The 14,158-nt window shown below is 60.4% G+C and carries 15 protein-coding genes; 1 reads left to right on the top strand and 14 read right to left on the bottom strand.

What is annotated here, in order from left to right; genetic code table 11:
• Positions 1-86: 86 nt before the first annotated feature.
• The 7 genes from HB780_RS31150 to ccmI all read right to left on the bottom strand — a co-directional run bounded on the left by HB780_RS31150 (position 87) and on the right by ccmI (position 8,145).
• Positions 87-1,502, bottom strand: coding sequence for a sensor histidine kinase (locus tag HB780_RS31150; RefSeq protein WP_183692111.1), 1,416 nt, complete (start codon positions 1,500-1,502; stop codon positions 87-89).
• Complete coding sequence (locus HB780_RS31145; protein WP_183692110.1) at positions 1,499-2,257, bottom strand: response regulator transcription factor; 759 nt, start codon at positions 2,255-2,257, stop codon at positions 1,499-1,501. The genes HB780_RS31150 and HB780_RS31145 overlap by 4 nt, the downstream gene beginning before the upstream one ends.
• A gap of 106 nt (positions 2,258-2,363) precedes the next feature.
• The gene (locus tag HB780_RS31140) at positions 2,364-3,926 is read right to left on the bottom strand and encodes a Do family serine endopeptidase (protein ID WP_183692108.1); all 1,563 of its coding nucleotides are present in this window, start codon (positions 3,924-3,926) and stop codon (positions 2,364-2,366) included.
• A 175-nt stretch (positions 3,927-4,101) separates the two neighbouring features.
• Positions 4,102-4,557, bottom strand: coding sequence for a cytochrome c-type biogenesis protein (locus HB780_RS31135; RefSeq protein ID WP_183692106.1), 456 nt, complete (start codon positions 4,555-4,557; stop codon positions 4,102-4,104).
• On the bottom strand, positions 4,554-6,545 hold the full coding sequence (locus tag HB780_RS31130; protein WP_183692104.1) for a heme lyase CcmF/NrfE family subunit: 1,992 nt from the start codon (positions 6,543-6,545) through the stop codon (positions 4,554-4,556). The genes HB780_RS31135 and HB780_RS31130 overlap by 4 nt, the downstream gene beginning before the upstream one ends.
• Positions 6,542-6,991 (bottom strand): cytochrome c maturation protein CcmE, encoded by a 450-nt coding sequence (ccmE, locus tag HB780_RS31125; RefSeq protein ID WP_183692103.1) that lies wholly within the window; start codon positions 6,989-6,991, stop codon positions 6,542-6,544. The genes HB780_RS31130 and ccmE overlap by 4 nt, the downstream gene beginning before the upstream one ends.
• Positions 6,988-8,145 carry a c-type cytochrome biogenesis protein CcmI gene (ccmI, locus tag HB780_RS31120; protein WP_183692101.1) on the bottom strand — a complete coding sequence of 386 codons (1,158 nt, stop codon included), beginning with the start codon at positions 8,143-8,145 and terminating at the stop codon, positions 6,988-6,990. The genes ccmE and ccmI overlap by 4 nt, the downstream gene beginning before the upstream one ends.
• Before the next feature lie 379 nt (positions 8,146-8,524).
• On the opposite strand from ccmI, the gene HB780_RS31115 reads away from it, so the two are divergent.
• Positions 8,525-8,833, top strand: a complete 309-nt coding sequence (locus tag HB780_RS31115) for a hypothetical protein (protein WP_183692099.1) — start codon at positions 8,525-8,527, stop codon at positions 8,831-8,833.
• On the opposite strand, the gene HB780_RS31110 is transcribed toward HB780_RS31115, so the two are convergent.
• The 7 genes from HB780_RS31110 to HB780_RS31080 form a co-directional block, all read right to left on the bottom strand.
• Entirely contained in the window at positions 8,830-9,261 is a 432-nt protein-coding gene (locus tag HB780_RS31110; RefSeq protein ID WP_183692097.1) for a hypothetical protein, read from the bottom strand. The two genes, HB780_RS31115 and HB780_RS31110, sit on opposite strands and share 4 nt — an antisense overlap.
• Before the next feature lie 90 nt (positions 9,262-9,351).
• Positions 9,352-10,749: a sensor histidine kinase gene (locus HB780_RS31105; protein ID WP_183692095.1), complete on the bottom strand. Its 1,398-nt coding sequence runs from the start codon at positions 10,747-10,749 to the stop codon at positions 9,352-9,354.
• On the bottom strand, positions 10,739-11,410 hold the full coding sequence (locus tag HB780_RS31100; protein WP_007693256.1) for a response regulator transcription factor: 672 nt from the start codon (positions 11,408-11,410) through the stop codon (positions 10,739-10,741). Before HB780_RS31100 ends, HB780_RS31105 begins: the two co-directional genes overlap by 11 nt.
• Before the next feature lie 136 nt (positions 11,411-11,546).
• Positions 11,547-11,795 (bottom strand): hypothetical protein, encoded by a 249-nt coding sequence (locus HB780_RS31095; protein ID WP_047463086.1) that lies wholly within the window; start codon positions 11,793-11,795, stop codon positions 11,547-11,549.
• A 516-nt stretch (positions 11,796-12,311) separates the two neighbouring features.
• Positions 12,312-12,920, bottom strand: coding sequence for a DUF3455 domain-containing protein (locus tag HB780_RS31090; RefSeq protein WP_286203097.1), 609 nt, complete (start codon positions 12,918-12,920; stop codon positions 12,312-12,314).
• A 234-nt stretch (positions 12,921-13,154) separates the two neighbouring features.
• Positions 13,155-13,463, bottom strand: a complete 309-nt coding sequence (locus HB780_RS31085) for a Dabb family protein (protein WP_183692093.1) — start codon at positions 13,461-13,463, stop codon at positions 13,155-13,157.
• A gap of 105 nt (positions 13,464-13,568) precedes the next feature.
• A complete protein-coding gene (locus HB780_RS31080) occupies positions 13,569-14,054 on the bottom strand; it encodes a YcgN family cysteine cluster protein (protein ID WP_183692092.1) in 486 nt (161 codons plus the stop codon).
• Positions 14,055-14,158: the final 104 nt, after the last annotated feature.

The following is a 14,158-nucleotide window of genomic DNA, read 5'->3' as shown; positions in this document are numbered from 1 at the left end:
GGCACACGTCCGATTGGACATGCAAAGACGCAGCAATCCCCCTGATCGGCATGTGATCCCGAGCAATCCGATGAAGCAGGATTAACCTATTGTTTCTGCGTGGGGAAGATCATGGTCACGGTGAGGCCGCGAGCGTCGGGGCTGGCCGGGTCGGTATCGGAAAGCTCCAGATGGCCGCCATGCAGCTCCATCACCGCCTCCACCAGTGAAAGGCCGAGGCCGGTGCCGGGCTTGGAGCGGCTCTCGTCCAGGCGGAAGAAGCGCTTGAGCACCTCGGTCCGCTGGTGGGCGGGAATACCCGGGCCGTGATCGGCGACAGCGAGATTGACGGCGTCCGGCGTCCGCGACAGCCTCAGCGTTACCGCCTGCTTGCCGGGGCAGCCGGAGGCATATTTGACGGCATTGTCGATCAGATTGAAAATCGCCTGACCGATCAGCTCGCGATTGCCCTGCACCTCGACATCGGCCTCGATTTCGGCGGTCAGCGCGAGGCCGGCCTCTTCGGCGACCGGCTCGTAGAGCTCGGCGGTATCGGCGACGATGGAGGAGAGATCAACGCCGGTCATTTCGGCTGCGACTGAGCCGGCCTCAACGCGGGAGATCATCAGCAGCGCGTTGAAGGTGCGGATCAGCTGGTCGGATTCGCCGATAATACCTTCCAGCGCCACGCGACGGCCTTCGCCGTCGGCATTGTCGAGCGCATCCGCTGCCTTGTTGCGCAGCCGCGTCAACGGCGTCTTCAGGTCATGGGCAATATTGTCGGAGACCTGCCGCAGGCCTTCGTTCAGCTTCTCGATACGGCCGAGCATGGCGTTCAGCGATGTCGACATGCGGTCGAATTCATCCCCGGAGCCGCCGACCGGCAGGCGCTGCGACAGATCGCCGGCCATGATCTTGCGGCTGGCATCGGTCATGCGGTCGATACGTTTCAGAGCGTTGCGGCCGATGCCGAACCAGATGACCAGAGCGCCGAGGCCCATGATCGCCAGCGCCAGCATCAGCGCCTGGCGCACCAGCAGGCGAAAGCGCTCCGGCTCGCCAAGGTCGCGGCCGATCAGGATGCGCAGGCCGTTGTCGAGAAGGAAGATATTGGCGATCGCCAGATGCGTACGCTCGGGGTCAACACCTGAATCCGTGTAGCGCTCATAGACGAAAGGCAGCTCCGTCCAGCCGGCCTGGCCGAGAACGCCTGGTTGTACAGAGGCGACATTGCCGGCGAGGATATCGCCGGTGGGGCTGGCGATGACATAGAGGTTGGCGCCCGGCTGGCGGGCTCGGCGTTCCATCGTGCGCAGCAGCAGGTTCAAACCACCGACGTCATAGGCACGCTTGACCTGGCTGACCTCCTGCTGCACGGCATCCCGGATCTGCCCGGTCAGCAACCGCTCGGACATGGCCGTGACGTAGAAAACGAGGGTGGCGGCGCAGAGCGCGAAAAGAAGAATATAAAGGGCGGAGAGGCGGACTGCGGTGGACTTGAAGAGGACGCGAAAGCGACTCATCCCTCGTCCTTGATCATGTAGCCAGCGCCGCGGATCGTCTTCAACAGCGGCTGATTGTAATCTTTTTCGATCTTCGAGCGCAGGCGCGAGACGTGAACGTCGATGACGTTCGTCTGTGGATCGAAATGGTAATCCCAGACATTTTCGAGCAGCATGGTGCGCGTCACCACCTGGCCGGCATTCTTCATCAGATATTCGAGCAGACGAAACTCCCGCGGCTGCAAGGGGATATCCTTGCCGCCACGACGGACTTCATGCGACAGCCGGTCGAGTTCCAGATCGGCAACGCGGTAGAGTACGTCCTGATCCGGCGTGCCCTTGCGGCGCCCGAGGACTTCGACGCGGGCGAGCAATTCGCTGAAGGCATAGGGCTTCGGCAGGTAGTCATCACCGCCGGCGCGAAGGCCGGTGACGCGATCGTCGACCTGACCGAGGGCGGATAGAATGAGAACCGGCGTGTGCACACCCTTGCGGCGCAGCTCGCTGATGACGGAAAGACCGTCGCGGCGCGGCAGCATGCGGTCGATGATGGCGACATCGTAGACATTCTCGGTGCCCATGAAGAGGCCGCTCTCGCCGTCGCTCGCATGGTCGGCAACAATACCGGCCTCGCGAAACGCCTTGGTGAGATAAGCGGCGGCTTCCAGATCGTCTTCGATAATCAAAATCTTCATGTGGGCGACATTATCCGCCGGCAGTGCTTTAGCACAACCGGAATCGGAGGGGTCCACAGCATGTTGGCCAGAGGTTGTCATTTTCTACCTGCCCTGAAAACGTTGATCGGTGAAGGCACGTTGGAAACAAAGGAGCCGCGCCAGCCGTGGCCAGCGCGGCTCCTAATTCATTCAATCGGCTAAAAAATCAGCCTGCGTTGATCGGCAGGGCAACGAAGCGGCTGCCGTCGCCGGACTGAATCTGGAACAGCGCGCGGGTGCGGCCATCCTTCTTCGCCTGGTCGATAACCTTCGCAATGTCACCGGCATTGGAGATCTCCTGGTTGTTGACCGAGGTGATCTTCTCGCCTTCCTTCACGCCCTTGTCGGCGGCGTCAGAGTCCGGATCGACGCTAGTGATCGCGACACCCTTGCCGTCATCGGACGGGCCGACAGCGAGCCCGAGATCGGCAAGCGCCTTTTCAGAAGACGGCTGCTGCGGCTGGGACGGCTGCGCATTGTCGTCGTTCGACGCCTGGCTCTGTTCCGCCGGCAGCGTACCGAGTTCAACGGTGACCGACTGAGACTTGCCACCACGCCACAGCGAAACATCGACCTTGGCGCCCGGCTGCATCGCGCCGATACGACGGGCGAGATCGCGCGGATCCTTGACAGGCTCGCCGTTGACGGCGGTTACGACGTCACCGTTCTTGATGCCGGCCTTCTGCCCGGGAGAACCATCCTGCGGGGAGACGACGAGCGCACCGCTCGGCTCGGACAGACCGAGAGATTCGGCAATGTCCTTGGTGACCGGCTGAATCTGAACGCCAAGCCAGCCGCGAGAAACCGTACCGCTCTTGATCAGGTCGGCAACGACATCCTTGGCGGTGGTGGCGGGAATGGCGAAGGCGATGCCGACGCTGCCGCCCGACTGCGAGAAAATCGCGGTGTTGATGCCCACAACCTGACCATTGAGGTTGAAGGTCGGGCCACCGGAATTGCCCTTGTTCACGGGTGCGTCGATCTGGATGTAATCGTCATAGGGGCCGGAGTGGATGTCGCGGCCACGCGCCGAGACGATACCCGCAGTGACCGTGCCGCCGAGGCCGAAGGGGTTGCCGACGGCAACGACCCAGTCGCCGACACGAACCTTCTGGTCGTCGGCCCAGTTGACATAGGTGAACTTCTTACCCTTGCCGTCGACCTTCAGCACAGCGAGGTCGGTGCGCGAATCCTTGCCGACCAGCTTGGCGTCGAACTCGGTGCCATCGTTGAGAATGACAACGAAGGCAGCACCGTCGGAAACGACGTGGTTGTTGGTGACGATGTAACCATCTTCCGAGACGAAGAAGCCAGATCCCTGGGCGACCGGGCGCAGATGGCCCTTGCCGTCCTGCGGGTTCTTCTGCTGGTTCTGGCCTTGCTGCTGATTGCGGCCCTGTTGCTGCTGTTCGAACTGCTTGAAGAACTTCTTCAGCGGATGATCGTCCGGCAGATCATCGAAACCACGACCAAGACCGAAGGAATCGTCTTCATCGGCAACCGGATTGATGCGGGATTCGACGCGAACGGAAACGACCGCCGGAGATACGGCGTCGACGACATTGGCGAAGCTCGGAACCTGCGGAGCCTGGACATTGACGGCATCAGCATAAGAGCTGCTGACTTGAGCCGGGATACCGGTGGCAAGGGCAGCGACAGCGAGACCGGCGACGACAGAAGCTTTCATAACGGTGCTGCGGGACAAAGTGTCCTTGATATTCCTGAACATATGCAAATTACCTTTTCTTCTCTCGTCCGTTTTTTCTCCACCGGCAGAACCGGTGATGAAGTCTCATGGGAATGATATAGGGCTTCAGACCTTACAGCGAACTGTCCGACCCATGAAAACTTGGTAATGTAACGAAATATTGTCGACAGGCGTAAACACAACTTGTCGTGTGATATCACTTATCGAGGATCTCGCTGAGACGCGCCTCTTCCTCCGGCGTCAGCCGCGTGCCCGTCGGCTTGCCGGCGCGGCGTCTGGCATAGACTGCCAGAGCAAGCCCGCCGAAAACGAAGAGCGTCACCGGCGCTCCCCAGAGCAGCAGCGTCTTTTCGGTAAAGCGCGGCTTCAACAGTACGAACTCGCCATAGCGGGAGACGATATAATCGAGCACCTGCTTGTCGGTATCGCCATCGGCGAGGCGCTTGCGAACCAGAAGGCGCAGGTCGCGGGCGAGATCGGCATTGGAATCGTCGATCGACTGGTTCTGGCAGACCATGCAGCGCAGCTCGGCCGAGATCGTGCGCGCCCGCGCTTCCTGAGCCGGATCGGGTAGCACCTCATCCGGATTGACGGCGAAGGCGGGAGCGGCCGCGAGCAGGAGTGCAAGGGCCAGCAGCAACCGCCGGATCATTCCGCCGGCTCCATGGCCGGGCGCGGAGCCGGCTTCGCCTTGCGGCTCGGCGCGCCGACGCGCAGGCGGCGGTCGCTGAGCGAGATCAAGCCGCCCAGCGCCATGATCACGGCACCGCCCCAGATGCAGAGGATGAAAGGCTTCCACCAGATGCGCACGACCATGCCGCCATCGTTGGTGGCATCGCCGAGCGAGACGTAAAGCTGGCTCAAGCCGAGGCTCAGAATGCCGGCCTCCGTCGTCGCTGTGCGACTGGCGGTGAAGACGCGCTTGGAGGATGAAACCTGCGCGATGGCGACACCGCCGCGGCTGACCGTGAAGTGAGCGCGATCCTCGGTGAAGTTGGGGCCGACACCAGGCTGCATGTCCTCGAAGCGTAACGTATAGCCGCCGAGTTCGGCCGTGCCGCCCGGCTTCATCGTGGTGATGTTCTCGGTCTCGAACGTGGTGACCGCGACGATGCCAAGCACGGTGACGCCGAGCCCGGCATGGGCAAACGCCGTCCCGAAGGCGGAGCGCGGCAGACCGCTCAGCCGCCGCCAGGCGACATTGTTTGCCACCTTGCCGATGCCGGCGCGATACCAGAGATCAGTCACCGCGCCGAAAACCAGAAAGAAGCCGGCGGCAAGGCCGAGAACGGCAAGCACCGGCCCGCCATGGCGGACATAGAACAGGATAAGGCCGGCGATCAGGGCGAGGCCAGCGGCGACATAGAGCCGTTGCAGCACGCCAAGCAGATCGCCGCGCTTCCAGGCAAGCAGCGGCCCGAAGGGAACGGCGATCAGGATCGGCATCATCAACAAGCCGAAGGTCATGTTGAAAAAGGGCGGGCCGACCGAGATCTTGTCGCCGGTCAAGGTTTCCAGCGCCAGCGGATAGAGCGTGCCGGTGAGCACCGTACCGCAGGCGACCGTCAGGATGAGATTGTTCAGCACCAGCGCGCCTTCACGCGAGATCGGCGCGAACAGGCCGCCGGCGGCAAGCTTCGGAGCACGGAAGGCGAAGAGCGACAGCGCGCCGCCGATGAAGATCAGCAGGATACAGAGAATGAAGATACCCCGCGTCGGATCGCTGGCAAAGGAATGTACCGAGGTCAACACGCCGGAGCGCACCAGGAAGGTGCCGAGCAGCGACAGCGAGAAGGTCAGGATCGCCAGCAGAACCGTCCAGATCTTCAGCCCATCGCGCTTTTCCATGACGAGCGCGGAATGCAGCAGCGCCGTGCCGGCAAGCCAGGGCATGAAGGAGGCGTTCTCCACCGGATCCCAGAACCACCAGCCGCCCCAGCCGAGTTCGTAATAGGCCCAGTAGGAGCCCATGGCGATACCAAGCGTCAGGAAGGTCCAGGCGGCGAGCGTCCACGGGCGAACCCAGCGCGCCCAGGCGGCATCTATGCGGCCTTCGAGAAGGGCTGCGACAGCAAAGGAGAAACAGACGGAGAAGCCGACATAGCCGAGGTAGAGCAGCGGCGGATGGATCGCCAGGCCGATATCCTGCAACACCGGATTGAGGTCCTTACCCTCGGCAGGCGCCGGATTGAGGCGGATGAAGGGATTGGAGGTCAGAAGGATGAAGACCAGAAAGGCGGCCGAGATCCAGGACTGCACTGCGAGCACGTTGGCGCGCAGCGTATCCGGCAGATTGCGCCCGAACAGCGCAACCAGCGCGCTGAACAGCACCAGGATCAGCAGCCAGAGCATCATCGATCCCTCGTGATTGCCCCAGACGCCGGAGATCTTGAAGATCAGCGGCATCAGCGAATGCGAGTTCTCCCAGACGTTCAGCACCGAAAAGTCGGAAACGACATAGGCATAGGTGAGCACGCCAAAGGAAAAGGCGACCAGCGCGAACATCAGCACCGCGCCGACCGGGGCGATATCCATCATCGACAATTCGCCCCGCCGCGCGCCGATCACCGGAATGATCGAAACGATGATCGCCGTCGCAAGCGCCAGCACCAGCGCGTAGTGTCCGAGCTCGATGATCATTGGCTTGTCTCCTCGCCCTTCCAGACGCCATCGGCCTTCAGCCTGTCGGCGACCTGCTTCGGCATGTAGCGCTCATCATGCTTGGCCAGCACGCTGTCGGCAACAAAGACATCGCTACCCGGCTCGAATTTGCCTTCGGTGACGACCCCCTGCCCCTCGCGGAAGAGATCGGGCAGGATGCCGTTATATCTGACCTTGATCGCATCGGCACCATCGGTAACGGAGAACTGGACCTGCGCACCCTCGCCGCGCACGATACTGCCTTCGCCCACGAGACCGCCGAGACGGATCAATGTGCCGGTGCCGACGGGGTTCTTGGCGAGATCGCCAGGCATGTAAAAATAGGCAACCGACTGGCTGAAGGCGAAAAGAACGAGCAGGACGGCGGTGGCGATGAAGCCCATGCCGCCGGCAATGACGGCCAGGCGTTTCTGCTTGCGGGTCATTGCTGCGTCACCTCCATCGGCAGTCCAAGCTCCTTCGCCAGAGCCACCAGCTGCTGCCCCTCGCCGCCATCGGCGGGAAACGCCGCAAGGCCACGTTTCAGCGCATCAACCGCGCGGTCCCTGTCGTTCAGCACGGCATAGGAGCGGATCAACCGTACCCAGCCTTCAAAATTCTTCGGATCTTCCTTGAGCCTGGCGTCCAGGCTCTCGACCATGCCACGGATCATCTGCTGACGATCGCCGCCGCTCAGGGAATTCATGGCCTCGACCTGCTCGGGCGTCGGATTGCCCGGCGCCTTCGCGTCGGCCGACGTTGCCGTGGCCATATCCTCGGCTGTGCCGCTGTTCTTGGCGATATGATCATTGACCGCAGCCATCCATGGCGCCTCGGGCGGCGATTGCTGCGCCAGTACCACGAAGGCTGTTCTGGCTTCCGCCGCCCTGCCGTCCTGCTCCAGCGCCAGCGCGAGATAGAAGAGTGCGCGGGGGTTGTTGGCATCGAGCGCCAGGGACTGCTGCAGCGTACTGCGCGCCTCCGCTGTGACGATGCCGCCGGCCTTCATGATCAGTACCTCGCCCAGGCTGCCGAACCGCTCGGCGCTGGGGCCGAGCAGGCGGATGATATTGCGGTAGGCGAGCTCCGCGTCAACAATGCGGTTGGTCTTCAGGTAGATCGGCGCCAGCACCTCCCAACCCTTACCGTCATTGGGATCCTGCGCCAGATGCCGCTCGACCTTGACGATCGAAATGGCAAGATCGTTTCCGCGCTGCTCGAGGCGCGCCTCCAGCGGCTGCGACGGCAGACCGGGGGCGCCCTTCATGAGATAAAGACAGAGGCCGATAGCCGGCAAGATGAGAATGATGAAGGCCTGCGAGAAGCGATAGTTGCCCCGCGTCGCCGCTTTCGCGGTGTTCGACGTTGCACTCGAAACGGCAAGCAGGCGACGGCCGATTTCAGCGCGGGCATAGCCGGCCTCTTCGGCGGAGATCAGGCCGGCCGCGAGATCGCGGTCCAGTTCGCGAAGTTGATCGCGATAGACCGCAGCCTCCCCGGCACGGCCGTCTTCCACCACATTTGCTCCGCGCAAAAGAGGATAGAGCAGGACGGCGCCGACAACGGCCGTCAGAACGGCCACGAGAATCCAGAACAGCATAGACGCCCAATACTTTAACCGGGCGCTTATTCCAACCGTCAAAGCCCTGTTGACGAAGATTTGAGGCGTTTGGCCGCGCTTTTCAGACGTGCGGAATCCTAGGCAGTGGGCTGACAATGGCGTAGCTTGAGACTGATGCAAACGACTTTGGGACCGGATTATGACGATCCGTACTATGTTGCAGGTCGCGCCCGAAAGCCCTTTGCTCATGGCACTCAAAAAATGCCCTCGAACACAGGCCAGTTATCGACGCAGGGCACACCTCATGATTTATTTTGAACGAGCGCCTCTATCGCGCGCCATTCGAAGTTAGTAAGATTATGTCGGCTCATTTTGAGCCTTGAATCGATCTATTAGCGCGAAGCGACGCGCAACTTTCATGATCTGGAACATCATTGATCGACGAAACCGCCCGTATCGTTGGCAGTGCGTCAATGTGATTATCGAAGCCGTAGAACACGACAACAGTTGCCCGGACGCAGATCAAGCTGACGAGGCTCCGCCATCATTAGTCATCGACTACGACAGTCGAAACAATTTATCTGTTCGCGAAGCCATCGAATGGGCTAACCGGCAGCGTAGCCCTGTGACCATGTACATCTATGATGCCGATGATAAAACCATGGCCGTCCATTTTCGAGCCGCCGGGAAGCGGTTCTCGAACGATGCCGACGCTGACACGACCTAGTTTAACGGCGACCAGGTGCCATCGTCATTGCGGCAGGCAGCGCCCCTTGCCTGGGTCGGTTTGTCGTCGACGGTGACCGTGTGCCTGTATTGGCGGCAGTTCTGCGAGCCGACCTGATAGGGGGCGGCGGCCACGACTTCGCCGCTGACGTTGCTGCCCGTCCAGACGACAGGCATGCCAAGCGGCGCGGTTTCCAGCGCTCGATATTCCGCTTCCAGCGCCCGGCGTTGATCATTGTCGCTGAGCTTGATGCCTGTGCGGCCGACAATACCGCCTTCCAAGGCGGCAATGTACGGCGTCGAAGCCGGCGGTTTGGCGGTAGACAGGAAACTGACGCCAGCGATTTTACCGCTCGGTGTCGAGCAGGCGGAAAGGCCGATCATCACAAGAAAGGACGGAACGATCAGAAAAAAGGTGCGAAGCTTCATACAACCGAACCAATATTAACGAGCAAACCAGAGGTACTGCAATGCGGCATCGTCATGACGCAGCACATCTTTTTGGCATCATGGCGCGCATCAAGCAACATCCTTCGTTACCCCCGGCAGAATTAGACTGGCGCGAAGGCCGCCCCAGGGACCGCGGGACAGCTCGAGCCGCCCCTGATATTCGTTGATGATCTCGCTGACAATCGAAAGCCCGAGGCCTGTGCCCGGCTTGCTCTCATCGAGCCTGCGGCCACGCTTCATCGCCTCGCGGATCTGGTCCGGCTCCAGGCCGGGTCCGTCGTCCTCGACCACCAGTTCCACCCAATGGCGTCTGGCCGGATCGATGCCTTTCATTTCGGCGGGCGCCTCATTGGCCACTACACGCACCTTATGCTCGGCAAAGCGAGCGGCATTTTCGAGGAGATTGCCGACGGTTTCCTCCAGATCCTGCTGCTCCATGGCGAGCGCCAGGTTCGGCGAAACGGAAAGCTCGAACTCCTTGTCGGCATTGAGCCGCCGCATGACACGCACCAGGCGCTCCAGCGCCGGCTCCGCCTCGGTGCGGGCCAGCACGGATTCGCGCTGCGCCGCGATGCGGGCGCGGTTGAGATAAGACTGCACCTGACCCTGCATCGCCTCGGCCTGGCTCTTGACGAGATCGCCATGCGAGCGTTCCAGCACGCGGGATTCGTTGAGCAGAACCGCAATCGGCGTCTTCAACGAATGGGCGAGATTGCCGACCTGCATGCGCGCCCGCTCGACAATGCGCCGGTTGCTCTCGATCAGTGCGTTGACCTCGTTGACGAGCGGCAGGATCTCGCGCGGGAAATCCCCCTGCAATCGTTCGCTCGCGCCGTCGCGGATGCGCTCCAGCGCCGCGCGCGCCTTATCGAGCGGCATCAGGCCATAGAGAATGGCGAGCGCATTGACGACAAGGCTGCCGACACCGAAGCCTACGAGCGCGAAATAGAGGCTATGGGAGAAATTGCGGACATCGTCCTCGACGACAGCAACATTGCCGGTGACGCGGAAGCGCGCGGCGCGGCCGTCAGTGTCGAGCACGACCTCGGTCTCGGCCACCTGCACCTGGTTTCCGAAGGCGTCCGTGACGATGTAGTAGCGCTCGTAATTCTTGTCGAAGGGCGCTTCCAATACCGACAGGACAGGCAAGGTCGAAGCGCCGAGCGAGGGCGAAACCAGTGGCGTCGCCGTGTAGGTGCCGAGCGGCTCGACCATCCAGTACCAGCCGGTCTTCGGTTGGGCGAAACGCAGGTCTCCAAGCTGCGGGCTACCCGACAGCGTGCCTTGATCTCCGATGATGACGGAGTTGATGACGTTATAGAGCTGCGCTCTCAGAAGATCCTGAAAGCCGCGTTCGGCGCTTTTGCGATAGATATTCGAGATGACAAGCCCGATCACCACCAGCGCCACGGCGGACCAGAGTGTGGTCAACAGCAGGACGCGAGCGGTGAGTGATTTAATTCGCATTGGTCGGAGCTTGGATGCGATAGCCGAGACCACGGACAGTCTCGATCAGGTCGACGCCCATCTTCTTGCGCAGGCGACCAACGAAAACTTCGATCGTATTGGAATCGCGGTCGAAATCCTGATCGTACATATGCTCCACCAGCTCGGTGCGCGAGACCACCTCGCCCTTGTGGTGCATGAGATAGGCAAGCAGGCGATATTCATGTGAGGTGAGCTTCAACGGCTTGCCGTCGACGGACGCCTTCGAGCTCTTGGTGTCGAGACGTACCGGGCCGCAGATGATTTCAGACGAAGAGTGGCCGGCGGCACGGCGGATCAACGCCCGGATGCGGGCGAGCACTTCCTCGACATGGAAGGGTTTGGCAACATAATCGTCGGCGCCCGCGTCGATGCCGGCAACCTTGTCGCTCCAGCGGTCGCGCGCCGTCAGGATCAGCACCGGCGTTCCCCGGCCCGCGCCGCGCCATTTCTCGAGCACGGTGATCCCGTCCATTTCCGGAAGGCCGATATCGAGGATGATGGCGTCATAGGGTTCGGTATCGCCAAGGAAATGCCCTTCCTCGCCGTCGAAAGCGGTATCGACCACATAACCTGCCTCTTTCAAGGCATCGGCAAGCTGGCGGTTGAGATTGATATCGTCTTCGACAATGAGAATGCGCATATTCCGACCCAATTTCCCCGGTTCGAGAAACAGTACTGCAAATCAGGTTCGAGTGGAATCCACTTGGCCATAAGATTTTGCGTGAGATTCAAAGCGTTAGAGTGTTCCCTGCGTGTCGGCGTGACAGTGTTTCCACCTACATCGGCACCTTCATGGTCACCTTGCGCGGCCGCTGGCCATTGCCCTGAACGAGGACAGTGACGACGCAACTATCGCCCGACGGCTGGGCGGAGAGGAGCTGCCCTCCAGTCTTGGCGACAACTTCGGCCGCAGCCTCGCTGCAGTCACTATTTGCACGTGCCACCAGGGTCGGGGTCGGCGTCGGCAGAACAGTCGAGCCGGCCATGAGCGCGGCCGCTGCTGCTATGCTTATGAATGATGCCATACTCAGACTTCCCACGGGGACATTAACTTGACTGAATATGTACCCAAACGCGTCTGAATGGCAAATGAATGGGTGGTAACTTTCCACGCGCAAAACGTGCGGTCGGCGTTTTTCCTCTTTTAAGTCATTGCGTTAATTAAACTTATCCGGATCCCTTGCCCTGATCCGGTGGAGAGCGGCCGGTTGACGCGGTTCAAACCTCGGCCGCATCCTGAAACGGCCGGCAAGCACCACCAAATCCCCCTTTCGAGCACCGGAACAGGCCTGAGGCTCTCAAGACGTCAGTCATTTTTAATCTTTCTTGATTATCATTATCTGATACGCGCACCATGACAGGTGACGCATCACGGGCCAATGCAACCGGCCTTAAGGCGTTTTACACACGTAAAGCGCGCTGCTTTTCTTGAGTCTTTTGAATTGTTTGCCCTCGCTTTTTCGCGAGTTGAGTCGCAAGCGTGAGAAGTTGAGTCAGGATATTGGCGTCGTGAATCCGGTCACGGCGAACTGATTCCGCGATCAATTCGTCAGGAAAACATAGCTAGCAGTATAGGGTTCGAGATGCATCGCGCCGGGTTGATCGCATGCGCCCGAAAATACGCCACCCTTCGTGTCTAGACGCTGGACCATTGTCGCCTTTGACAAGGCCCCGTCACCCCGATGTTCCACAACATCGAGCCTCAGAAGAGCGATATCGTTCAGTGTTGCACCCGAAGCCTGGCCCGCGACCTTGCCCTTGATAGAGCTGCCATCGGCAAATTGCCAACTGGGACCCGCGAAATGACGCCCGACGGTCGTATCGCCCTTCAGCAAAGTTGCCAGCGGCTCGCGGAACTGCCAGCTCATCTTTTTGTCCGAACCGGTTTTGCACTCGTAGATCTGAACACCTTCGGCGTGCACCGTTTCAATTATTGTCGCATCTTTAATCTCTATGTTCTCAGGAATGTTAGCGGCACCGGCTCGTTGAGGATTAACGGAAATAATCGCAGTTACAGCCAGACAAACCGTCGATAGGCCGATTGGAATCCTCATCCGCTGTGGTCGTTTGCCGAGGGTGATCGCATGCTCCAGAACTGGAGGCTCTCCAATGGTGTCGGCGCTGTATCCGCTAAAATCTAAAATCTGCATGATACTCGTATTCCTCGTTCGTTCTTGGCGCATTGGGTCCGCATACGGGCGAACGATTCTCACACCTCATCCAAATCTTTAATTCGAGCGAGATCAACCTGACTGCTCGCACCTCACAAACGTTTGACACACTTTCAAACCCGCCTGGATCCATCTGTAGCCTCTTCAACGCCGAAGAGTTGCGGGAACTATTTCAGAGCCGCTGGATGTGGAGGCGATTAAAGGTGCGATACTCTAGACCGGCTGCCGCACCGCTTTTGCGCTCTCGTAGTCCGCCGCGATCCGCATTTCGCGTAGCGGACGAACCCGCTCGATGGAAAGCTGATAGTTCGGATGCGCCTTGTAGGCGGCCAACGCCGCTTCATCGTCGAATTCGCCATAGACGACGATATCGACATCGGTGCCGAGCTGATCGGTCTTCACATTCGTGCCGATCTCCAGCAGCCGCGCATGCGGAATAGCCGTCAGGATCGACAGCCCGGACCGCACTTCTTCAAGATCAGCGCGATCGGGAACGGTGAAGAAAACGATGTGGCGGATCACGCGGAAGCTCCCTGTGCGTTGGCGAAGGCACTGGGCGATATCATGCGTGGCCGGTGAATTCAACGAGCGCCGATGCGACAGCTTAGCGCGACACGGGGCCAAAACCTAGGGCTTTGCCGGAGGGGCAGTCTCCATGTCATCTTCCACCGTCAATGGCCAGTCGACGACATAATCCTCGAAATCGTCGACGGAGACTTCCTCTTCGCTGACGGTGCGGCCACGCGCCGAAGCGCCGGCTATATGGACCGTTTCCGGATCGCCCGACACCAGCGGATGCCACCAGTAGAGATCGCGGCCTTCGTCGACGAGGCGGTAGGCGCAGGTCGGCGGCAGCCAAGGCAGATCCGGAACCTTTTCCGGCGTGAGCTGCACGCACTCGGGAACAAAATCCCAGCGGTTCGGATAGCTGGTGCATTGACAGCTTTCGCTATCCATCAGCTTGCAGCGGACCGACGTGAAATAGACGTCGCCGCTATCCCAGTCCTCCAGCTTGTTGAGACAACAGAGGCCACAGCCGTCGCAGAGGCTTTCCCATTCGGGTGTGCTCATCTCCGTCAGCATCTTGCTTTTCCAGAAAGGTCTATCGTCCATTATCGTTGTCCTCGCCGCGCGCGAGGGAAATGCGGGCTGCGGCATGCATGTCTCTTGTTCTTTTTGGTAAATCAACCAAATATTCAGTATGCCAGTCTATCAGA

This window comes from Rhizobium lusitanum, from assembly GCF_014189535.1.
Lineage (GTDB): Bacteria > Pseudomonadota > Alphaproteobacteria > Rhizobiales > Rhizobiaceae > Rhizobium > Rhizobium lusitanum_C.
This window is presented reverse-complemented; position numbering and strand designations above follow the sequence as displayed.

What these genes read in the sequence shown, in the direction of transcription:
- HB780_RS31130 (WP_183692104.1), bottom strand. Translation starts at nt 6,545, where the DNA reads ATGATCATCGAGCTCGGACACTACGCGCTGGTGCTGGCGCTTGCGACG.
- HB780_RS31115 (WP_183692099.1), top strand. Translation starts at nt 8,525, where the DNA reads ATGATCTGGAACATCATTGATCGACGAAACCGCCCGTATCGTTGGCAG.
- HB780_RS31110 (WP_183692097.1), bottom strand. Translation starts at nt 9,261, where the DNA reads ATGAAGCTTCGCACCTTTTTTCTGATCGTTCCGTCCTTTCTTGTGATG.
- HB780_RS31105 (WP_183692095.1), bottom strand. Translation starts at nt 10,749, where the DNA reads ATGCGAATTAAATCACTCACCGCTCGCGTCCTGCTGTTGACCACACTC.
- HB780_RS31095 (WP_047463086.1), bottom strand. Translation starts at nt 11,795, where the DNA reads ATGGCATCATTCATAAGCATAGCAGCAGCGGCCGCGCTCATGGCCGGC.
- HB780_RS31150 (WP_183692111.1), bottom strand. Translation starts at nt 1,502, where the DNA reads ATGAGTCGCTTTCGCGTCCTCTTCAAGTCCACCGCAGTCCGCCTCTCC.
- HB780_RS31135 (WP_183692106.1), bottom strand. Translation starts at nt 4,557, where the DNA reads ATGATCCGGCGGTTGCTGCTGGCCCTTGCACTCCTGCTCGCGGCCGCT.
- HB780_RS31140 (WP_183692108.1), bottom strand. Translation starts at nt 3,926, where the DNA reads ATGTTCAGGAATATCAAGGACACTTTGTCCCGCAGCACCGTTATGAAA.
- HB780_RS31080 (WP_183692092.1), bottom strand. Translation starts at nt 14,054, where the DNA reads ATGGACGATAGACCTTTCTGGAAAAGCAAGATGCTGACGGAGATGAGC.
- ccmI (WP_183692101.1), bottom strand. Translation starts at nt 8,145, where the DNA reads ATGCTGTTCTGGATTCTCGTGGCCGTTCTGACGGCCGTTGTCGGCGCC.
- ccmE (WP_183692103.1), bottom strand. Translation starts at nt 6,991, where the DNA reads ATGACCCGCAAGCAGAAACGCCTGGCCGTCATTGCCGGCGGCATGGGC.
- HB780_RS31100 (WP_007693256.1), bottom strand. Translation starts at nt 11,410, where the DNA reads ATGCGCATTCTCATTGTCGAAGACGATATCAATCTCAACCGCCAGCTT.
- HB780_RS31145 (WP_183692110.1), bottom strand. Translation starts at nt 2,257, where the DNA reads ATGACAACCTCTGGCCAACATGCTGTGGACCCCTCCGATTCCGGTTGT.
- HB780_RS31090 (WP_286203097.1), bottom strand. Translation starts at nt 12,920, where the DNA reads ATGCAGATTTTAGATTTTAGCGGATACAGCGCCGACACCATTGGAGAG.